Origin of the sequence: Bacillus sp. AFS031507, from assembly GCF_002584635.1 — a bacterium.
Lineage (GTDB): Bacteria > Bacillota > Bacilli > Bacillales > Cytobacillaceae > Neobacillus.
In genome coordinates this window covers 317,581-335,095 of record NZ_NUOW01000025.1, presented here as the reverse complement: position 1 = coordinate 335,095, position 17,515 = coordinate 317,581, and the positions used below count along the sequence as shown (strand labels likewise).

Sequence of the window (17,515 nt, the reverse complement as noted above, 5' to 3'; positions counted from 1 at the left end):
CGAGGCATCTAAGCTGTAGTTTTTATAGTGTTTCAGATGTTGTTTTTGCCTGCATGTGAAGCAGTAAATATTCAGGACCGCCTGCTTTGGAATCTGTACCCGACATATTGAAGCCGCCAAACGGTTGATAACCAACAATCGCGCCGGTACAGGTGCGGTTAAAATAAAGATTTCCAACGTGGAATTCGTCACGTGCTCGTTCAATATGCGCACGATTATTTGAAATTAATGCACCTGTTAATCCGTAGTCAGTGTTATTTGCAATGGTCATCATATGATCAAAGTCACGTGCTTTACTAATACCAAGAACTGGACCAAAAATTTCTTCCTGCATGAGGCGTGCATTTTCATCTAAATCAGCGAAGATTGTTGGTTGGATGAAGTAACCTTTAGAATCATCGCCTTCTCCGCCAGTCATAAGCCGGCCTTCTTGCTTCCCAACTTCAATATAATTCATGATTTTTTTGAAGGATTTTCCATCAATAACAGGTCCCATATATGTATTTGCATCTTCAGGGTTGCCAAGAGTTAGTGTTCTTGTTAAAGCAACCACCTTCTCAAGTACGACATCATAGACATCCTGATGTATAACTGCACGAGAACCTGCCGAACATTTTTGACCTGAAAAGCCGAAAGCGGAATAGACAATGCTTGCTGCCGCTAACTCTAAATCCGCATCATTATCTACTACTACGGTATCCTTACCGCCCATTTCAGCAATAACTCGTTTGATCCATTTTTGGCCTGGATGAACCTTGGCAGCACGTTCATTAATGCGGCAGCCAACTTCACGAGAACCGGTAAAGGATACGAAGCGTGTTTTTGGATGATCAACAAGGTAATCCCCGATTTGCGCGCCGCTGCCTGGAACGAAGTTTAGAACTCCTTTTGGAAGTCCTGCTTCCTCCATTAACTCAACGAATTTTGCTGCTACTACTGGTGTCGAGTTAGCTGGCTTTAGAAGAACTGTATTCCCAGAGACGATGGCTGCTATTGTTGTTCCTGCCATAATCGCTAATGGGAAGTTAAAAGGTGAAATGATAATCCCCACACCTAGTGGAATATAATTATATTGATTGTATTCTCCGTCACGGCTTTGTACTGGTGAGCCCTCTTTCAATCTCAGCATTTGACGGCCATAATATTCGATGAAGTCAATTGCTTCTGCTGTATCGGCATCTGCTTCTTTCCATGGCTTTCCGGCTTCCTTGACAAGATAAGCAGAAAACTCATGTTTCCGGCGGCGCATAATTGCTGCTGCCTTGAACAAAATGTTGGCACGATGTTCCGGCTTCCATGTTTTCCACGTTTCGAATGTGGTTAATGCGGCATGCATAGCCTTTTCTGCTAACTGTTGATCAGCCATGGAAACTCTACCAATGATTTCTTCTGTATTTGCTGGATTAATAGAGATAATTTTTTCATCTGTTGTAATTGATTCCCCTCCAATTACAACTGGATAATCCTTTCCTAACTGCGATTGAACGTAGTCAAGAGCAGCTTGAAAAGCTAGTTTATTTTTTTCATCTTCAAAGTTTGTAAATGGTTCATGTGTATACGATTTCAATTGTTTGTTCCCCCTTGTCATTTGTTACAGTTAATTATAATGCAAGTTCCGTGCCAACATTAATTTTGCATGAATAAAGGATTTCTTGTTCAATATGTGCCAAAATATTTTGCGCAAAATATATAATTAATTGAAAACAGCAAAAAAATTTTGCATTTTAAAAAATCAATACTAAAATAGGTGCATACAGATTGTTTTAATCGAAGGAGCAAAAAAGAGTTCATAGGAAATGAATAAATACATATAAGACATCTTGTCTTTGATTTCATGATATATTTAGATTAATAGAAAGATAATTCAGTTATTTAAAAGGAGAGATTTATATGATTATCCCCTACAAAGGAATTTCCCCAGATGTTCATGAATCAGTTTTTGTGGCACCTGGCGCTTATTTAATTGGTGATGTGAGAATTGGAAAGGATTCATCTGTCTGGTTTAATGCGGTATTACGTGGCGATGACGGGCCAATTATCATCGGTGAACGCTGCAGTATTCAAGATAATTCAACGATTCATTTATTTGAAGGATTCCCAGTCGAAATTGCTGATGATGTGACAATTGGACATAATGTTATTTTGCATGGCTGTAAGGTCGGCAATCGATGTATTATTGGAATGGGTTCAACGCTTTTAGACAATGTAGAAGTTGGAGAGGATTGTATTATTGGAGCCAATACGCTGCTATCTGGAGGCATTAAAATTCCCCCTCGCTCACTTGTGTTGGGTTCTCCAGGAAGGGTGATCCGCGAAATTACTCAGAAGGACCTGGACTTGTTACAAATGTCCAGCGAGCACTATGTCCAAAGGGGAAAAGAGTTTAGGGAAATACTTAAATAAACCAACCTTAAGAATAAAAAAGTGGTGCCTGACACCAACAATTGCTGGGTGTCAAGCACCATGAAGTTTAAAACTATTTACTCTCACTTAAAGCAGTTGTTTTAGCTGGAATGACAAAGCTGAGTACAATCGTAATTAAGCTCAAACAAAGGGCATAAAGAAACACGTTTTTCATTCCAATAACGATGCTTGCTGCCTGATTGATGATGAGTCCCATGATGGTAACCCCAATCGATGTCCCAATGTTTTTTAGAAACATTTGAAGCGAAGTGGACATGCCTCTGATATGGGATTCAGCAAATTCTTGGGAAGCGATCGTTCCAACCGCAAATAATAATCCAAAGGAAACTCCTTGGATAGTTAAGATTAGAAACAGGCCGAGATAAGATAAATCAGTGATGAATAGGTATAATACTAAGCCTGAAGCAGTTGTGATGAAGCTTCCGATAATAAATAAGCTTTTATAACCATAGCGTATAATCCACTTCCCTGCCGGGGTACTGCCAAACATCCAGCCCACCGCAATACTGAGAAGAATTAGTCCACTTTTATAAATACTCATATCATTTCCTTCTTGGAGATACAATGGAATAAAGTTGGATGTTCCAAAAAAGGACAGACAGTAAAATAACATGAAAAGGTTAGTCATTAGGATTCCTTTGTTTTTAAACAATGATACTGGAAGGAACGGATGTGCTTCTTTCCTCTCCACCAATATGAAAACAATCAAACCGGTAATCCCAATGATAATGTACCAAATAGAATTTTTTACATTCGTAGATAACAATAATAGCGTAATCGAAATCCCAAATAAGAAGAAACCTTTGTAGTCGATATGTGTCTTTTTAAATTCGATTTTTTCCTTATAAGGAATCATACAAAGAACCGTTGCAATGCCAATGGGAATATTGATAAAGAAAATCCATCTCCACGTTAGTGCTTCAACAAAGAAGGAACCCAATACAGGTCCAACAATGGATGAAATTGCCCATATGCTGCTAAAGACCGCTTGAATTTTCCCGCGGTTTTCTATTGTAAACAAATCACCTACGATGATCATGGAGAGAGGGATCATCCCGCCTGCCCCTATTCCTTGAACACCTCTAAAAATAATCAGCGTACTAATGGAATTGGCCATTCCACAGAGAATCGAACCTAGGGTAAATATTGAAACAGCGATAATTAACAGCTTTTTCCGACCATACATATCAGATAATTTCCCGTAAAGCGGGACCGTAACCGTACTTGCTAACATATAGACAACAAATATCCAAGCAAACAGCTCCATCCCTCCGAGCTGTTTCACTATGGTGGGACTTGCCGTTTGCATAATATTTGCATCAAGTGCTGATATTAGGGTAGATATTACAAGACCCCAAAACACATACCTATTCTTTTTCATACATTCCTCCGACACAGTTTAATTAAAATTCCTAATTCCTTTGTTGAACATAACCAAAATAGATATAACTACTATTACAATACTAAAAGTAACTAAGGTGAAGATTTCACCGATCCCTTCAGCTAACCACCCCGTAACTAAATAACCAACAGGCAGTAAGGAAAAGGACCCCAGCATATCTAAACTCGCTACCCGTCCGAATTTGTCTTCGGGAACAAGTTCTTGAAGACTAGTTTCCCAGATCAATCCAAATAACATAATCCCTGCACCCTCTAGAAACATACATAGCATCAATAAGGGGATGCTCGACACGAATGGCTTAAACAGTAAGGCAAGACCGCTTATCGCCACACCAACATATGCGAGCAATCCTCTTTTCTTCCATTCTTGCCGTATTCCAAAGACAAGCCCGCATACGATGGCACCAGCCCCTGAAGCGGAAAGGACCAAGCCATACACAACTGGTTCAAATTCATAATATATATTAATGAGCCATGGAATTAAGATTCGAATAATCCCGCCTGAAAAAATATTAATTAACGAGAAAGCCAGAATGGTAATCCAAAGCCATGACTCCTCCTTCAGTACCACGATCCCTTCGAAAAAATCTTGTTTAAGAGAATTTTCTTTCCAAGCATCTCTGTGGGTTTTTGAAAAGACAAAGAACGCAGGCTAAATAAAAAGAACAAAGAAATTATATATGTTAGCGCATCAATACCAAAACCCCAGGCCGCTGAAAAAGAGGTGACAATCAATCCACCAATGATCGGACCAAATATTCGTAATGCCTGCACACTTACTTGAGTCATGGAGTTTGCAGCATTGCGAATATCCTGGGTAAACACCTTCGCTCTTACTGCAGAATACGCTGGCTGAAAGAAGCTATCCATTGTTCCCATAATAAACATTAAGACAAAAAGATAAATCATATTTAGCTGATCCAAAATAGCAAAAATAGCTAAAATCATCATCAGAAAAAAACGAACAATATCAACAACAAACATAATTTTGACTTTGTTCATTTTATCGACAAGTACACCTGAAAATGGGAGAAGAATAACAAATGGCAGCATATAGATTGCCATGACAGTACCCATCATCGCCGTTGATTTTGATACTTGAAGGACTACAATCGGGAGAATCACATTTGTAATCGAACTTCCTAACAATGAAAAAATTTGGCCAAAAAGCAACGCGGTAAAATGTTTAGATTTCCTAAATATTTGCAAATAAGAAACCTCACGAAGCATCTGTTTAGTTTGTAACAAACCCACAACCCCCCTCCTAATCTCTTGAATCATCTCTGTCTATTATGATATTTTATCATTTTTTCAAGTAAATAGAATAAGCCATTCGTTATGAATGGCTCACTTCCATCTTCAATAATGGCTGAGTAATTGTTGGTAAAATTATTTCAATGGTGGTTCCTTCGTTAATTTTACTATAGATGTTTAGTTCCCCATTATGGCCTTCGATAATTTTGTAGCAGGTCATTAAGCCAAGTCCAGTTCCCTTTTCCTTCGTAGTATAAAAAGGTTCCCCTAGAGTAGAGATCCGTTCCTCCGGAATCCCAACCCCCTGATCAATGATTTGTACCGAAATTTTCCCATCTTCTTTTTTCATAACGTATACATTAATATTTCCGCCTTTAGGCATTGCTTCAATCGCATTCTTAAGTAGGTTTAGAAAAACTTGTTTTAGTTGATTTTCTTCGCAGCTAATCAACGGCAAATCATTGTCATATTCAACAAAGATTAGAACATTATTTAAAAGAGACTGGTTGTTAATTAAAGTGACAACATCCTTTAATAATATCCTTATATCCTTTGAAATGTAAACGGCAGCTGTCGGTTTGGCAAGCACGAGGAACTCCCCGACGATATCATTGATCCGGTCAAGCTCTGTTAACAGAATATCAAAGTATTCCTCTTTCCTAGTGTTGGTCCTTAGGAGTTGGATAAAACCTTTTATAGATGTGAGTGGATTTCGTATTTCATGGGCTATACCTGCCGCCATTTGTCCTAATAATGCCAATTTTTCAGACTTTTGAAGGAGACGTTCTGTTTCTTCCATTTTTTCAGTAATATCCTTGCCAATGGACAACACCGCCTCTTTTCCCCCAAAAACGATAAACAAGGAAGATACTTCAAAGAAAAATGGTGTTCCATCCAAACGTTTTGCTTTGTATTCGATTGTGTTTACGGGCTGCTTTTCTTTCTTTATTTGTTTAAAACGTTCAAACAAACGACTGTTATAGTCTGGAATAATAAATTCAAAAATGGATTTCCCCATTACATCTTCTAGTTTGGTAGCACCAATCAAGTTCATGGCAGCCTTATTTACATATAAAAACCTATGATTACTCGTAATATAGACGGGTGCAGGCAATGAATCTATTAACTTCTTATAGCTCTCCTCACTAGCACGTGCCTTTTTTTCATAATAGCGTGCTTTATCATATTGCCAACCCACTATCCATGCAATAAGGGTAAAAAGAAAAAAGTCTATCGAAAAAAAAGGATGATGATCGTAAATCTTTTGGTAACTGCTATATACAACCGAAATCAGCACCAGGATAATTTGACCAGATTTATTCATTATTCCGCCCTCTTAATCAGGTATATTTACTTATGCTATTCGACATAATTCTATTTAATCCTCCATTAAAATTTATTAATTATAGTTATTATTATGGAGAGAAACAGAAAAAAATCCACCAAATTTCAAGGACAATGATTTTTAGTTCGACGATTTTCGAATTTTTTCTGATTGTAATATCATATTTTATCACAAAAAAAGAGTCTATAATATTTAACTATAAACTCTTACAATCTCATTTTTTTATATAAGTATCTTTTCTTTGATTCTTTCCGGAAACCAGGATAGTTTTTCAGATAGTTTGACAACTTCTCCGATGACTATCATGGCTGGATTTGTGATTCGATTTTCATTTACAACTTCAACAATCGTCTCAAGTGTACCGACAACTGTCCGTTGATTTCCTGTTGTCCCTTGTTCAATTACAGCTATAGGTGTTTGAGACTCCTTTCCACAGGAAATTAGTTGGCTGCATATAAAAGGAAGATGTTTGATACCCATATATATGGCAAGTGTATCGACACCATGGGCTAGATGGTCCCACCGAATGTTTTTAGGTTTGCCACTCAAACAGTGCCCTGTAATCATAGCAAACGATTGACTCCATTCTCGGTGAGTGACAGGAATTCCCGCATAAGCCGGGGCAGCAATACCAGAAGTGATCCCAGGTACAATTTCAAATTCGAGCCCATTTTGAACAAGCACTTCCGCTTCTTCACCGCCTCTGCCAAAAATAAATGGGTCTCCCCCTTTTAATCGAACAACTGTTTTACCTGCCAAGGCCTTATCTACTAATATTTGATGGATGGATTCTTGGGAAACACAATGGTTTCCCGGCTCTTTTCCGCAATAGATGAACTCAGCGTCGCTCTTACCGTATTTCAGCAACACCGGATTAACTAACCGATCATAAAGAATAACGTCTGCCTGTTCAAGACATTTCGCTGCTTTAACCGTAATTAAATCAGGATCACCAGGACCAGCTCCAACAATATAGACTTTCCCCTTTGTTTGAATCATAAAGACCTCCATTTTACTGAACTAATCGATTAAGAGAAATACTTCTTCCCCTTCTATTCTGGTTTTATAGGTTTTCACACAGCCTGCATCCGGCTCTTGTACCTTCCCATTATCCAAACATATTTTCCAATCATGCATGGGACAGAAAACAAATTCGCCGCTTACCATTCCTTCGCTCAAAACCCCGCCTTTATGTGGACAGCGATTTTCAACGGCACGCACGCTACCATTTAATAATTTAAATACAGCCACTTCTTTATCCCCGACACAAACAGTCTTTCCTAATCGTTCTGGAAGATCCCGTACAGAACCGATCGACACCGCTTCAACACTTTTCTTTGTCATTTGACTATTTCCTCCTTTAAATGTAAGTACTTACGACATTACTACACTCTCAAACAATTCTTTTCTTACTTTTTCATCCTCTGTTATTGTCTTCCATGGGTCCTTAATTACAGATAATGCGTCATCCATACGTTTATTTAATTCTTGACGTTTTCCCTTATCATCAAGAACCGTTCGTACATGTGTTAACCCCACACGTTCAATCCATGCCGAAGTACGTTCTAAATAGTTGGCTGTTTCACGGTAATATTGAAGGTACGCACCGGTAATTTCCATCGCCTCTTCTGATGTTTTCACGGTGTATAGTAAATCTCCCCCGCGTACATGGGTTCCGCCGTTCCCGCCGACATAAAGTTCCCAGCCCCCGTCAATTCCAATAAACCCAATATCTTTAAACCCCGACTCCGCACAGCTTCTCGGACAAGCAGAAACGGCCATTTTCACTTTATGAGGTGTTTGTAGTCCTTCAAATTTCTTCTCGAGGTCGATTCCCAGCCCCATGGAATCTTGGGTTCCAAAACGGCAGAACTGTTCACCGACACATGTTTTCACTGTACGTAGTGATTTTCCGTAGGCAGATCCTGAAGGCATATCCAAATCAGTCCATACTTTTGGCAAGTCTTCCTTTTTTACCCCGAGTAAGTCAATCCGTTGTCCTCCTGTTAGTTTTACTAATGGTATTTCATATTTATCTACCACGTCAGCAATCCGGCGTAGGTCTTGTGAATTCGTTACACCACCGTACATTCGTGGTACAACAGAATATGTTCCATCCTTTTGTATATTGGCATGCATCCGCTCATTGACAAACCGGGACTCTCTTTCGTCCGTATATTCAATCGGATGGACCATCCCTAAATAGTAATTCAAAGCAGGGCGGCATTTTGAACAACCTTCTTCAGTACTCCACCCAAGAACATTCATCACTTCTTTGATATGGGTCAAACCTTTGGTTTTAATCTCTTCCACTATTTCATCTCTCGAAAAATGAGTGCAGCTGCAAATCGCTTCTTTCTGTAAAGTGCCGTCATACGCTGACCCAAGTGTATGTTGTAACACTTCTGCCACAAGTGGCTTACATCCCCCGCAAGACCGAGAAGCACTGGTACAAGCTTTGATTTCATCAACTGATGAACAACCCTGATTCTGTATCGCTTGGATAATAGTTCCTTTGGTTACACCATTACATCCGCAAATAATGTCCTCCTCACTCATGGAAGCTACTAAACTGCTCCCGAAATCATCATTTAGTGGCTGTAAAAGTGATACCTTCGTGGTAAAGGAGACATCTGCTTGCTTTTGAATCATCGAAAAAAGGCGATTTCCATCACTGCTATCACCAAACAGCACGGCGCCAACAATTTTATTGTCTTGAATCACGATCTTCTTATAAATGCTGTCATTTCCATCAAAGACTTTAATGGCTTCCTTTCCTTCACCTTCCATAAAATCTCCGGCAGAGAATACCTCGACCCCAGAAACCTTCAGTTGTGTAGACAAAACAGAACCATGATAGCCATTGGTCTTCGCTCCGCAAATGTGATGAGCTAATACTTTTCCTTGGTCAAACAATGGTGCTACAAGACCGTATACCGATCCGTTGTGTTCGGCACACTCTCCTACAGAGTAAATATTAGGAACACTCGTTTGTAGGAAATCATTCACGACAATACCGCGATTAATAGCAATACCACTTACTTTGGCCAATTCGATATTTGGCTTAATACCAACAGCCATCACGACTAAGTCTGCATCAAGGACCGTTCCATCGCCAAACCTTACACCTTCTACGCGGTCATCTCCAACAATTTCTTGCGTTTGTTTTTCTAATAAAAACTTCATTCCTTGTTTTTCTAATTCCGACTGTAATAGTTTCCCTGCCTGCGGATCTAATTGTCTTTCCATCAAATAAGTGGCGAGATGTATAACAGAAACATCCATTCCTAGGTTTAAAAGTCCTCTAGCAGCTTCGAGCCCGAGTAATCCACCGCCAATTACGGCCGCTTTTTTATACTTCCTCGAGGCCTCAAGCATCACTTCGGTATCCCTGATATCCCGAAAAGCTGTCACACCGATCTTTTCAGCTCCTGGAACCGGAAGAATAAATGGGAGTGACCCTGATGCAATGATCAACTCATCATACGGTTCGATTCTTCCTAAGTCAGTTACAACGACTTTCTTCATCGGATCAACTTTGATCACTGTTTCACTTGTAAACAACTGAATATTGTTTTCTGTGTACCAATCCCAGTCATTAAGCGTAATGTCTTTTACCTCCGTATCACCTTGTAAAACCTTTGAAAGCAGTATTCTATTATAATTCGGATGTGGTTCGCTTCCAAAAATGGTAATCTCAAATAACTCCTTAGATAGTTTTAAAATCTCTTCAATGGCTTTAACTCCCGCCATTCCATTACCTACAAGAACCAACTTTTTCTTATTCACGTTAGGTTTCCTCCCTTAGAATGTTTCTTAAACTATAGCACAGAGCATTCAATAACTAACTCAATGTGTAAGGTCTTCTAACATAGAAATTTTAATTTAGGAAATCCTTTACTGGACTTACCTTTACAACACTGACTTTAAATCCAGGCATTTTACAGGAAGGATCCAATTCTTTTGAAACGAGGAGATTAATATTTTGTGAATCTGCCCAGTGAAAAGGAACAAAAATGGTATCATGACGAATCGTTTCCGACCATTTGCTTCTAACCACTATACTTCCTCTTCTGGATTCAATTTTCACTAATGATTGATCATGGATCTGAAATTTCAATGCGGTTGCAGGGTGAATTTCCATAAATGGTTCCACGTTCCTTGCCGCTAAGGCTGGACTTTTTCTTGTTTGCACTCCTGTTAAGTAGTGTGACATGACTCTTCCTGTTGTTAAATAGAGTGGAAACTCTTCAGATAGTTGTTCTTTTGGAACCTCAGGGATGTTCGGTACAACCACCATCGCTGCCTTTCCATCTGAATGGGCAAAGGATGTCTCAAACACTCTTTTCGTACCTCTATGGTCAGGAGCTGGGCATGGCCATAATATTCCGCCTTCCTTTCTAAGACGTTCATATGTCATTCCAAAATAATCAGCATTACCCCCACAGCTTGCCATTCTTAATTCAGTAAAAATTTCCTCAGCAGATGAAAAGGAAAAATATTTTTCTTTTCCAAGCACACGGGCAATTTCGCAAATGATTTGCCAATCATGCTTCACTTCTCCCGGACAAGGATAGCTTGCTTCCCGTAATGTTACCCGCCCCTCTACATTCGTCATCGTTCCTTCATCTTCTAGGTAGGAAGAAGCCGGCAATATTAAATTGGCTAATCTTGCTGTTTCTGAAACAAACAGCTCCACCGCGACAAAAAATTTTAATTTTTTAATTGCCTCTTTGACGAAGTGGGCATTTGGATTGGAGACCATCGGATTGGAACACATCAGGAACAAGCCCTGAATTTCACCTTCATGGATTTTCTCGATCATTTCATAGGCAGAAACCCCTTTACGTGGTAAATCGTCCTTGTTAACTCCCCAGACACTGGCCACATATTCTCGATGTTCTTCATTCTCAATCGAACGGTATCCAGGCAGTTGGTCTGCTTTTTGGCCATGCTCTCTCGCCCCTTGGCCATTTCCCTGTCCTGTAATAGCACCATAACCGCAGCCCGGTTTGCCGATTTTCCCAGTTGATACCAGAATATTTAGGAAATTACGGACAGTCATCGAGCCATTTGTGTGCTGCTCTACCCCTCTCGCTGTAAATATCATTCCTGTTTCTTCTTTACCAAACCTTACTGCCGCTTTGCGAATGAGTTCAATTGGAACGCCGGTTATCTCTTCAATTTCCTCTAAATTAAGGGATAATACATACTCTCTAACTTCTTCAAATCCGTTCACGCGTTCTTGAATAAAATCCTTATCAACATAATTTTCTTCAATGATAACTTTCAATAACCCATTAGCTAACACAGCATCTGTTCCCGGTTTAGGTTTTAAATGCAAGTCTGCTATTTTCGTTGTTGCTGTTTCCCGAGGATCGATAGCGATAATATAGGTACCATTATCTTTCGCTTTTTCAAAATAAGGCATAATCGTTGGCTGACATTCAGCAATATTCGTTCCGGCTAATATAATGCAACGAGTCGATGGAATTTCTGCCAAGCTGTTCGTGAATCCTCGGTCCAACCCAAAGGTTTGACTTGCCGCTGAAGCAGCAGCAGACATACAAAGGCGTCCATTATAATCAATGTATTTTGTTTTTAAAGCAACCCGGGCGAATTTACCCAATAAGTAAGCTTCTTCATTTGTGATTGACGCGCTCCCATAAACTGCTAAGGCATTCAGTCCAGATTCTGCCTGGATTTTAGTAAAGTTTTCTTTAATTTCATTCAAGGCCGTCTCCCAAGAAACACGAACAAATTCTCCATTTACTTTTAATAATGGATATTTCAAACGGTCCTTATGAAATGCATGTTGATGGGCGTTCATACCTTTAATACATAAACGCCCCTCCGAGGTTGGATTCTCTTTACCAATGGTTATATATTTTTTTCTCGTAACAATCGATTGTTCAATCAATTGCATTTTACATTGCATACTGCAGTATGGACATTGAGACTCGTATTTTTTTTCTGATTTCACTTCTTGTTCCTTTGTACGAAAATACTTTAAAAATGCTTCCGTCAAAATAGCTCACCCTTTTCTCGCTTTTTTCGTAATAGTTAACTTTAACGAACGTTCCTTACAGGACGGTTGATGACCTGGAACTTTTTACTAAAAGCTTTTTTCGTAAGAAACGATCTTTCTCTAACCGCAGCAATAATTGCTGGCGATGTTCTAAGTCAAAGAGAATTTCGCGCACATGCACTAAACCAACTCGTTCGATCCATTGCCATGTACGTTCAAGGAAATTGGCCGTTTCACGGTAATATTGAATAAAGGCACAAATAATTTCGATCACATCATGATTCAATGATTCAAGGCATAATAACTCTCCTGCGCGTACATTTCGTCCGCTGCTGCCACCGACATAAATTTCCCAGCCAAGACCTGTTCCAATTACACCAATATCTTTCGTAGTTGAACCTGCACCATTATGCATACAAGCAGATATGCCCATTTTCACACGGTAGGGCGTGGTGAGAAATTCCAATTTTTTTTCGAGACTGACAGCCAGTTGAATCGATGATTGTTTGTCACATCGGCAAATATGTTCACCGATACTTGTTTTAATATTTTGAACTATATTTCCATAAGTCGAACTAACATCCATGTTCAAATCAGCCCAAACATCAGCCAGATCCTCTTTCTTCACCTCCATCAAATGAATTCTTTGTTCACTTGTTATCGCAACATTAGAGATTCTATATTTCTCAGCAACATTGGCAATCGTTCGCAATTGTTCTGCTGTCGTTTTTCCGCCGTACATCTGTGGGACAACGGTGTAAGTACCATCTTGTTGAACAATTGCATTCATTTGTTCGGATACAAAAAGTGTTTCTTGTTGGCTCTCATACTCCGGATAGATCATTCCTAAATAATAGGCCAAGGCAGGACAACAGGTAGTACATCCTTCCTTACTTTTCCAATCAAGCACCTCCATTACTTCTTGTACCGTAGTGCAGCTTTGCAATTGCATCTCATAAACCACTTCATCCTCTGTTAATGATGTACAAGGGCACATCGATTTTTGTTCAATGACCTCATCAAATTCATCGCTCTGGATATAGGAAAGAAGATCGGATACTAACGGTTTACAGCCGCCGCACGAGCTGGACGCCTTGGTGCACTTTTTTACTTGTTCCACGGTCGTTAAACCATTTTTTAGAACCGCTTCAATAATTGCCCCTTTCGGCACTCCGTTACAATTGCAGATCATTTCACTATGTGCCATAGAAGCGATGGAATCTCCACCTCCGCTTAAAGATTGAAACAAAGTAACTTTCTCTACGTCCGACACATCTTGTTTTTTCATGATCATATCTAGCAATCTTGTACGATCCCTTGTATCGCCAAATAAAACGGCGCCAACTATTTTAGAATCTTCAAAGACAAGCTTTTTATAAACGCCAGCTAACTCATCATGAATTTCAATTGATTTAAGACCATCATCACAAGTAAACTGACCAGCTGAAAACACATCCACACCCGATATTTTTAATTGAGTGGAAAGAATAGTTCCTTCGTATCCTTTAGATTCCAACCCGCAAAGACGTTTGGATAAAATCTTCCCTTGGTCATAAAGAGGTTTTACCAATCCATAGACAATTCCTCGATGCTCCACACATTCACCAACAGCATAAATATTCGGTATATTCGTTTCCATATAATCATTAATGAGGATGGCACGGTTAGTTTCGATTCCACTTTCCTTTGCTAACTGTATATTCGGTCGCACCCCTACTGCCATTACAACCAAATCAGCTTCTACTTCGGTACTGTCCTTAAATGACACTTTTTCCACGCGCTTGCGTCCCCAAATCTCTTTTGTTTCTTTTTCAAAAAGAAAATGAAATCCTTGCCTTTCTAACTCTGTTTGCAACAATTTCGCTGCGCCTTCATCCAGTTGTCTTTCCATTAAATATCGGGCATTATGAATCACTGTTACTTCCATACCAAGATTGAGCAAACCTTTGCCAGCTTCCAAACCTAAGACTCCACCTCCAATGACTACCGCTTTTTTATGTTGCTTCGCTGTTTCAATCATTTTCTGACAATCTTCCATGGTACGAAACGTGATGACTCCTTCTTTATCAACACCTGGCAGAGGAAGCTGAAATGGAACAGAACCTGTTGCGATAATTAGTCGGTCATAAGGAACCTCCTGATTTTTATCCGTCTTAACAAGTTGTTTTTCGGTATCAATTATTTTCACCGTTTCTCCGGTAAACAGTCTGATATTCTGTTGGTTATACCAATCTCGATCATTGATTGTAATATCTTTAAACGATGTACCACCCTGCAAGACGGCTGATAATTGGATCCGATTATAGTTAGGGTGTGGTTCGCTTCCGAAAATCGTAATGTTAAAGGAATCAGGTGAATGCTTTAAAATCTCCTCAATGCACCGCACCCCTGCCATTCCATTACCTATCAGTACGAGTTTTTGCTTATTCATTCTAAAAGCCTCCGTATGTTCGATATTTGGGTAACTGCAACGATAAATATCACCTATTATTCCATAAAACTCATCAAAAGAAATTCAATGTGTCACATTTTCTAACACAATAAGTTTTATGTTAGAGTTCCTTACACGCTATGAGACATCTCCTGTTTCAATACGTTATTGTTTAACAAAGCAAGGGAAACACAAATACCAACAATGTTAAGGAGGGAAAGTGATGAAAAACAATATCGGTTTATTTTCATTCTTGGTTTTACTAGTAAGGGTCATGTTTTCAAAAAATAGCTGTTTTGAATGGTAATAAAAGTAAAAATGTATATTGGAAGTTAACTATGATACAAATTGAAGGGAGAACAACATTATGAGGTTATCAGATCTAAAAAAAAGCGGGCATACGCCATCATTAGCAGCGTCATTTTTATATTTTGATGTTAGTTTCATGATTTGGGTGATTTTGGGGGCACTAGGGGTTTATATAACAAAGGATTTTGGACTATCTCCCGCTCAGAAGGGTTTCATCGTAGCTGTTCCAATCCTAAGTGGATCGTTTTTCCGGCTCATCCTTGGAGTCTTAACGGATCGTATTGGTCCTCGAAAAACAGCAATAAGCGGGATGCTCGTCACTATCATCCCGCTAGCTTGGGGCTGGTTATTCGGACAGACGTTAACCGAACTTTACTTGATAGGAATCCTACTCGGAGTAGCTGGAGCAAGTTTTGCGGCTGCCATACCAATGGCAAGCCGTTGGTACCCGCCACACTTACAAGGACTAGCGATGGGGATTGCAGGTGCTGGGAATAGCGGAACACTTTTTGCTACATTATTCGGTCCGCGTCTTGCAGAAAATATTGGCTGGCATAATGTAATGGGATTAGCTATTATTCCTCTTTTGATTGTATTTATCTTGTATATTCTTCTTGCGAAAGATGCACCTTCACAACCAGCAGCAAAACCGGTGGTTGAATATTTGAAAGTATTTAAACAAAAAGACACATGGTTTTTTTGTTTGCTTTATAGTGTTACCTTCGGAGGATTTGTCGGTTTGTCCAGTTTCTTAAGCATCTTTTTTGTGGATCAATACGATTTATCAAAAGTAAGAGCAGGTGATTTTGTCACTCTTTGCGTAGCTGCAGGAAGCTTTTTCCGGCCGGTTGGGGGTTTCATAGCCGATAAAATCGGCGGCGTACGTCTTCTGACCTTTTTATTTATCGGGGTAGCTCTTACTATGTTCGGCGTGAGTCAGCTTCCATCTTTGGCTATTGTGACAACCTTATTGTTTTTCGGAATGCTCTGCCTTGGAATGGGAAATGGTGCAGTCTTTCAATTGGTTCCACAGCGCTTCCAAGAAGAAATTGGAATGATTACCGGGATTGTCGGAGCAGCTGGCGGGGTTGGCGGATTTTTTGTACCAAATATTCTTGGATCACTTAAGGAAATTACCGGAACGTACGGATCTGGATTTATCGTTTATACAGGGGTTGGAATCACGGCTTTAATAGTGTTACTTATTGCACAAATGTCATGGCGAAAAACCTGGTCGCCAAAGGAAGCTTCCATAAAAAATTAGAGATAATTTTTTATGGACAGCTACTAAATAGTATTAAATAGTAAGAGAAAGAAGCAGAACCTGAAGAAGGCTATTCTTGAACCTAACTGGGTCCTAGAATAGCCTTCTTCAATTTAACTGCTTCTTTGCATATGATGCCTTCTTCAATCTTCTAAAATCTAGGTTGTGGGTTAGCGCTTGTAAGATGCGCATCAAACATATCAATAATTTCAAGAAATCTATCAGCCTCACGAAATACATGGTCTGCTAATAGTGGATGGATGATACTCTTTATTTTACATTGCTCAATTAAATCACGTGCCGTTTTCTTGAAGTCCCGTAGAGAGGAGACCGACACACGATTCTGATCCAGGAATTGATCTAAAAGAGGAACGGTTTGAGATTGTGGTTTCATAGATTCTAAGTCTCTTGCTTGATACATCAATTGATCAAAGTCATTGCTGAAATTTTGGGCTATATCAATTAACTTCCTTTCGGATGGATCTAGTAGATGACCAATAAATTTAGCATGGTCTGCCATAATTCTTAGGAAGAAGACATTTTCCTTTATTATGGCATCTGGAAGGGGTTTTAATTTACCTTCGTTTAATTCCACTAATCGTTTTCTAAAATAATTAGCTTCTCTACTTGTATGATCAACTAATAGTGGAAAATTATTTGCCCCCGGCAATTTACATGTAAGTATTAAACCTAGTACTTTTCGTTTAAATGCAAAAATGCTGGTTGCAGCTTGTTGTACTTCCGAATTAAATCTTCTTATTTGTTCAGGATCTGCTTGATTGGAAGTGGAATGTGCAGTTTGTTCGATGCGTTCAAACAATTGATAAAATTGATTAGCCTCTTGGATTAGTTGAGTATCCTCTGCTCTAAAGCCTAATCGAAGAAATAAAGAATGCTCTTTCATGATCCTAGACCAAAAACGTATTTCATTTAACGATCGCTCAACAAACATTCCGGATGTAACACCTGTATCAGGATGTTGTAAGTTTTCATTCCCATTCATTCAAAAACCCCCCAGTAAATACTTCATTCGTTCTATTCTTATTAATAAATTCATAT

Annotated in this window: 11 protein-coding genes and 1 pseudogene; 2 read left to right on the top strand and 10 right to left on the bottom strand. The window is 39.3% G+C overall.

Going from position 1 to position 17,515, the window contains the following annotated elements:
• Window positions 1–22 precede the first annotated feature (22 nt).
• Window positions 23–1,588 carry an L-glutamate gamma-semialdehyde dehydrogenase gene (gene pruA / locus COE25_RS22960; protein WP_098934271.1) on the bottom strand — a complete coding sequence of 522 codons (1,566 nt, stop codon included), beginning with the start codon at window positions 1,586–1,588 and terminating at the stop codon, window positions 23–25.
• A gap of 302 nt (window positions 1,589–1,890) precedes the next feature.
• Between pruA and COE25_RS22955 the strand changes: the two genes are divergently transcribed.
• On the top strand, window positions 1,891–2,403 hold the full coding sequence (locus COE25_RS22955) for a gamma carbonic anhydrase family protein (protein WP_098934270.1): 513 nt from the start codon (window positions 1,891–1,893) through the stop codon (window positions 2,401–2,403).
• A 73-nt stretch (window positions 2,404–2,476) separates the two neighbouring features.
• Here COE25_RS22955 and COE25_RS22950 read toward each other — a convergent pair whose 3' ends face one another.
• The 8 genes and pseudogenes from COE25_RS22950 to nirB (COE25_RS22910) form a co-directional block, all read right to left on the bottom strand.
• Window positions 2,477–3,805: an MDR family MFS transporter gene (locus tag COE25_RS22950; RefSeq protein ID WP_098934269.1), complete on the bottom strand. Its 1,329-nt coding sequence runs from the start codon at window positions 3,803–3,805 to the stop codon at window positions 2,477–2,479.
• An 18-nt stretch (window positions 3,806–3,823) separates the two neighbouring features.
• Window positions 3,824–5,106 (bottom strand): annotated as a pseudogene (locus COE25_RS32360) (MFS transporter).
• Window positions 5,107–5,161: 55 nt separating this feature from the next.
• The gene (locus COE25_RS22940) at window positions 5,162–6,403 is read right to left on the bottom strand and encodes an ATP-binding protein (RefSeq protein WP_180247572.1); all 1,242 of its coding nucleotides are present in this window, start codon (window positions 6,401–6,403) and stop codon (window positions 5,162–5,164) included.
• 243 nt (window positions 6,404–6,646) lie between these two features.
• Window positions 6,647–7,423: a uroporphyrinogen-III C-methyltransferase gene (gene cobA, locus COE25_RS22930; protein WP_098934266.1), complete on the bottom strand. Its 777-nt coding sequence runs from the start codon at window positions 7,421–7,423 to the stop codon at window positions 6,647–6,649.
• A gap of 21 nt (window positions 7,424–7,444) precedes the next feature.
• Window positions 7,445–7,768 (bottom strand): nitrite reductase small subunit NirD, encoded by a 324-nt coding sequence (gene nirD / locus COE25_RS22925; RefSeq protein ID WP_088087779.1) that lies wholly within the window; start codon window positions 7,766–7,768, stop codon window positions 7,445–7,447.
• A gap of 30 nt (window positions 7,769–7,798) precedes the next feature.
• A complete protein-coding gene (nirB, locus tag COE25_RS22920) occupies window positions 7,799–10,213 on the bottom strand; it encodes a nitrite reductase large subunit NirB (RefSeq protein ID WP_098934265.1) in 2,415 nt (804 codons plus the stop codon).
• A 91-nt stretch (window positions 10,214–10,304) separates the two neighbouring features.
• Window positions 10,305–12,452 carry an assimilatory nitrate reductase catalytic subunit NasC gene (gene nasC / locus COE25_RS22915; RefSeq protein ID WP_098934264.1) on the bottom strand — a complete coding sequence of 716 codons (2,148 nt, stop codon included), beginning with the start codon at window positions 12,450–12,452 and terminating at the stop codon, window positions 10,305–10,307.
• A 55-nt stretch (window positions 12,453–12,507) separates the two neighbouring features.
• On the bottom strand, window positions 12,508–14,883 hold the full coding sequence (gene nirB / locus COE25_RS22910; RefSeq protein WP_098934263.1) for a nitrite reductase large subunit NirB: 2,376 nt from the start codon (window positions 14,881–14,883) through the stop codon (window positions 12,508–12,510).
• A gap of 367 nt (window positions 14,884–15,250) precedes the next feature.
• Here nirB (COE25_RS22910) and COE25_RS22905 point away from each other — a divergent pair, with 367 nt between their 5' ends.
• Entirely contained in the window at window positions 15,251–16,456 is a 1,206-nt protein-coding gene (locus COE25_RS22905) for an MFS transporter (RefSeq protein WP_088087783.1), read from the top strand.
• A gap of 151 nt (window positions 16,457–16,607) precedes the next feature.
• On the opposite strand, the gene COE25_RS22900 is transcribed toward COE25_RS22905, so the two are convergent.
• Window positions 16,608–17,459 (bottom strand): DUF2935 domain-containing protein, encoded by an 852-nt coding sequence (locus COE25_RS22900; protein ID WP_098934262.1) that lies wholly within the window; start codon window positions 17,457–17,459, stop codon window positions 16,608–16,610.
• Window positions 17,460–17,515: the final 56 nt, after the last annotated feature.

Excerpts from the sequence above, each read along its gene's own strand:
- pruA (WP_098934271.1), bottom strand. The coding sequence starts at position 1,588 with ATGACAAGGGGGAACAAACAATTGAAATCGTATACACATGAACCATTT.
- COE25_RS22955 (WP_098934270.1), top strand. The coding sequence starts at position 1,891 with ATGATTATCCCCTACAAAGGAATTTCCCCAGATGTTCATGAATCAGTT.
- COE25_RS22950 (WP_098934269.1), bottom strand. The coding sequence starts at position 3,805 with ATGAAAAAGAATAGGTATGTGTTTTGGGGTCTTGTAATATCTACCCTA.
- COE25_RS22940 (WP_180247572.1), bottom strand. The coding sequence starts at position 6,403 with ATGAATAAATCTGGTCAAATTATCCTGGTGCTGATTTCGGTTGTATAT.
- cobA (WP_098934266.1), bottom strand. The coding sequence starts at position 7,423 with ATGATTCAAACAAAGGGGAAAGTCTATATTGTTGGAGCTGGTCCTGGT.
- nirD (WP_088087779.1), bottom strand. The coding sequence starts at position 7,768 with ATGACAAAGAAAAGTGTTGAAGCGGTGTCGATCGGTTCTGTACGGGAT.
- nirB (WP_098934263.1), bottom strand. The coding sequence starts at position 14,883 with ATGAATAAGCAAAAACTCGTACTGATAGGTAATGGAATGGCAGGGGTG.
- COE25_RS22905 (WP_088087783.1), top strand. The coding sequence starts at position 15,251 with ATGAGGTTATCAGATCTAAAAAAAAGCGGGCATACGCCATCATTAGCA.
- COE25_RS22900 (WP_098934262.1), bottom strand. The coding sequence starts at position 17,459 with ATGAATGGGAATGAAAACTTACAACATCCTGATACAGGTGTTACATCC.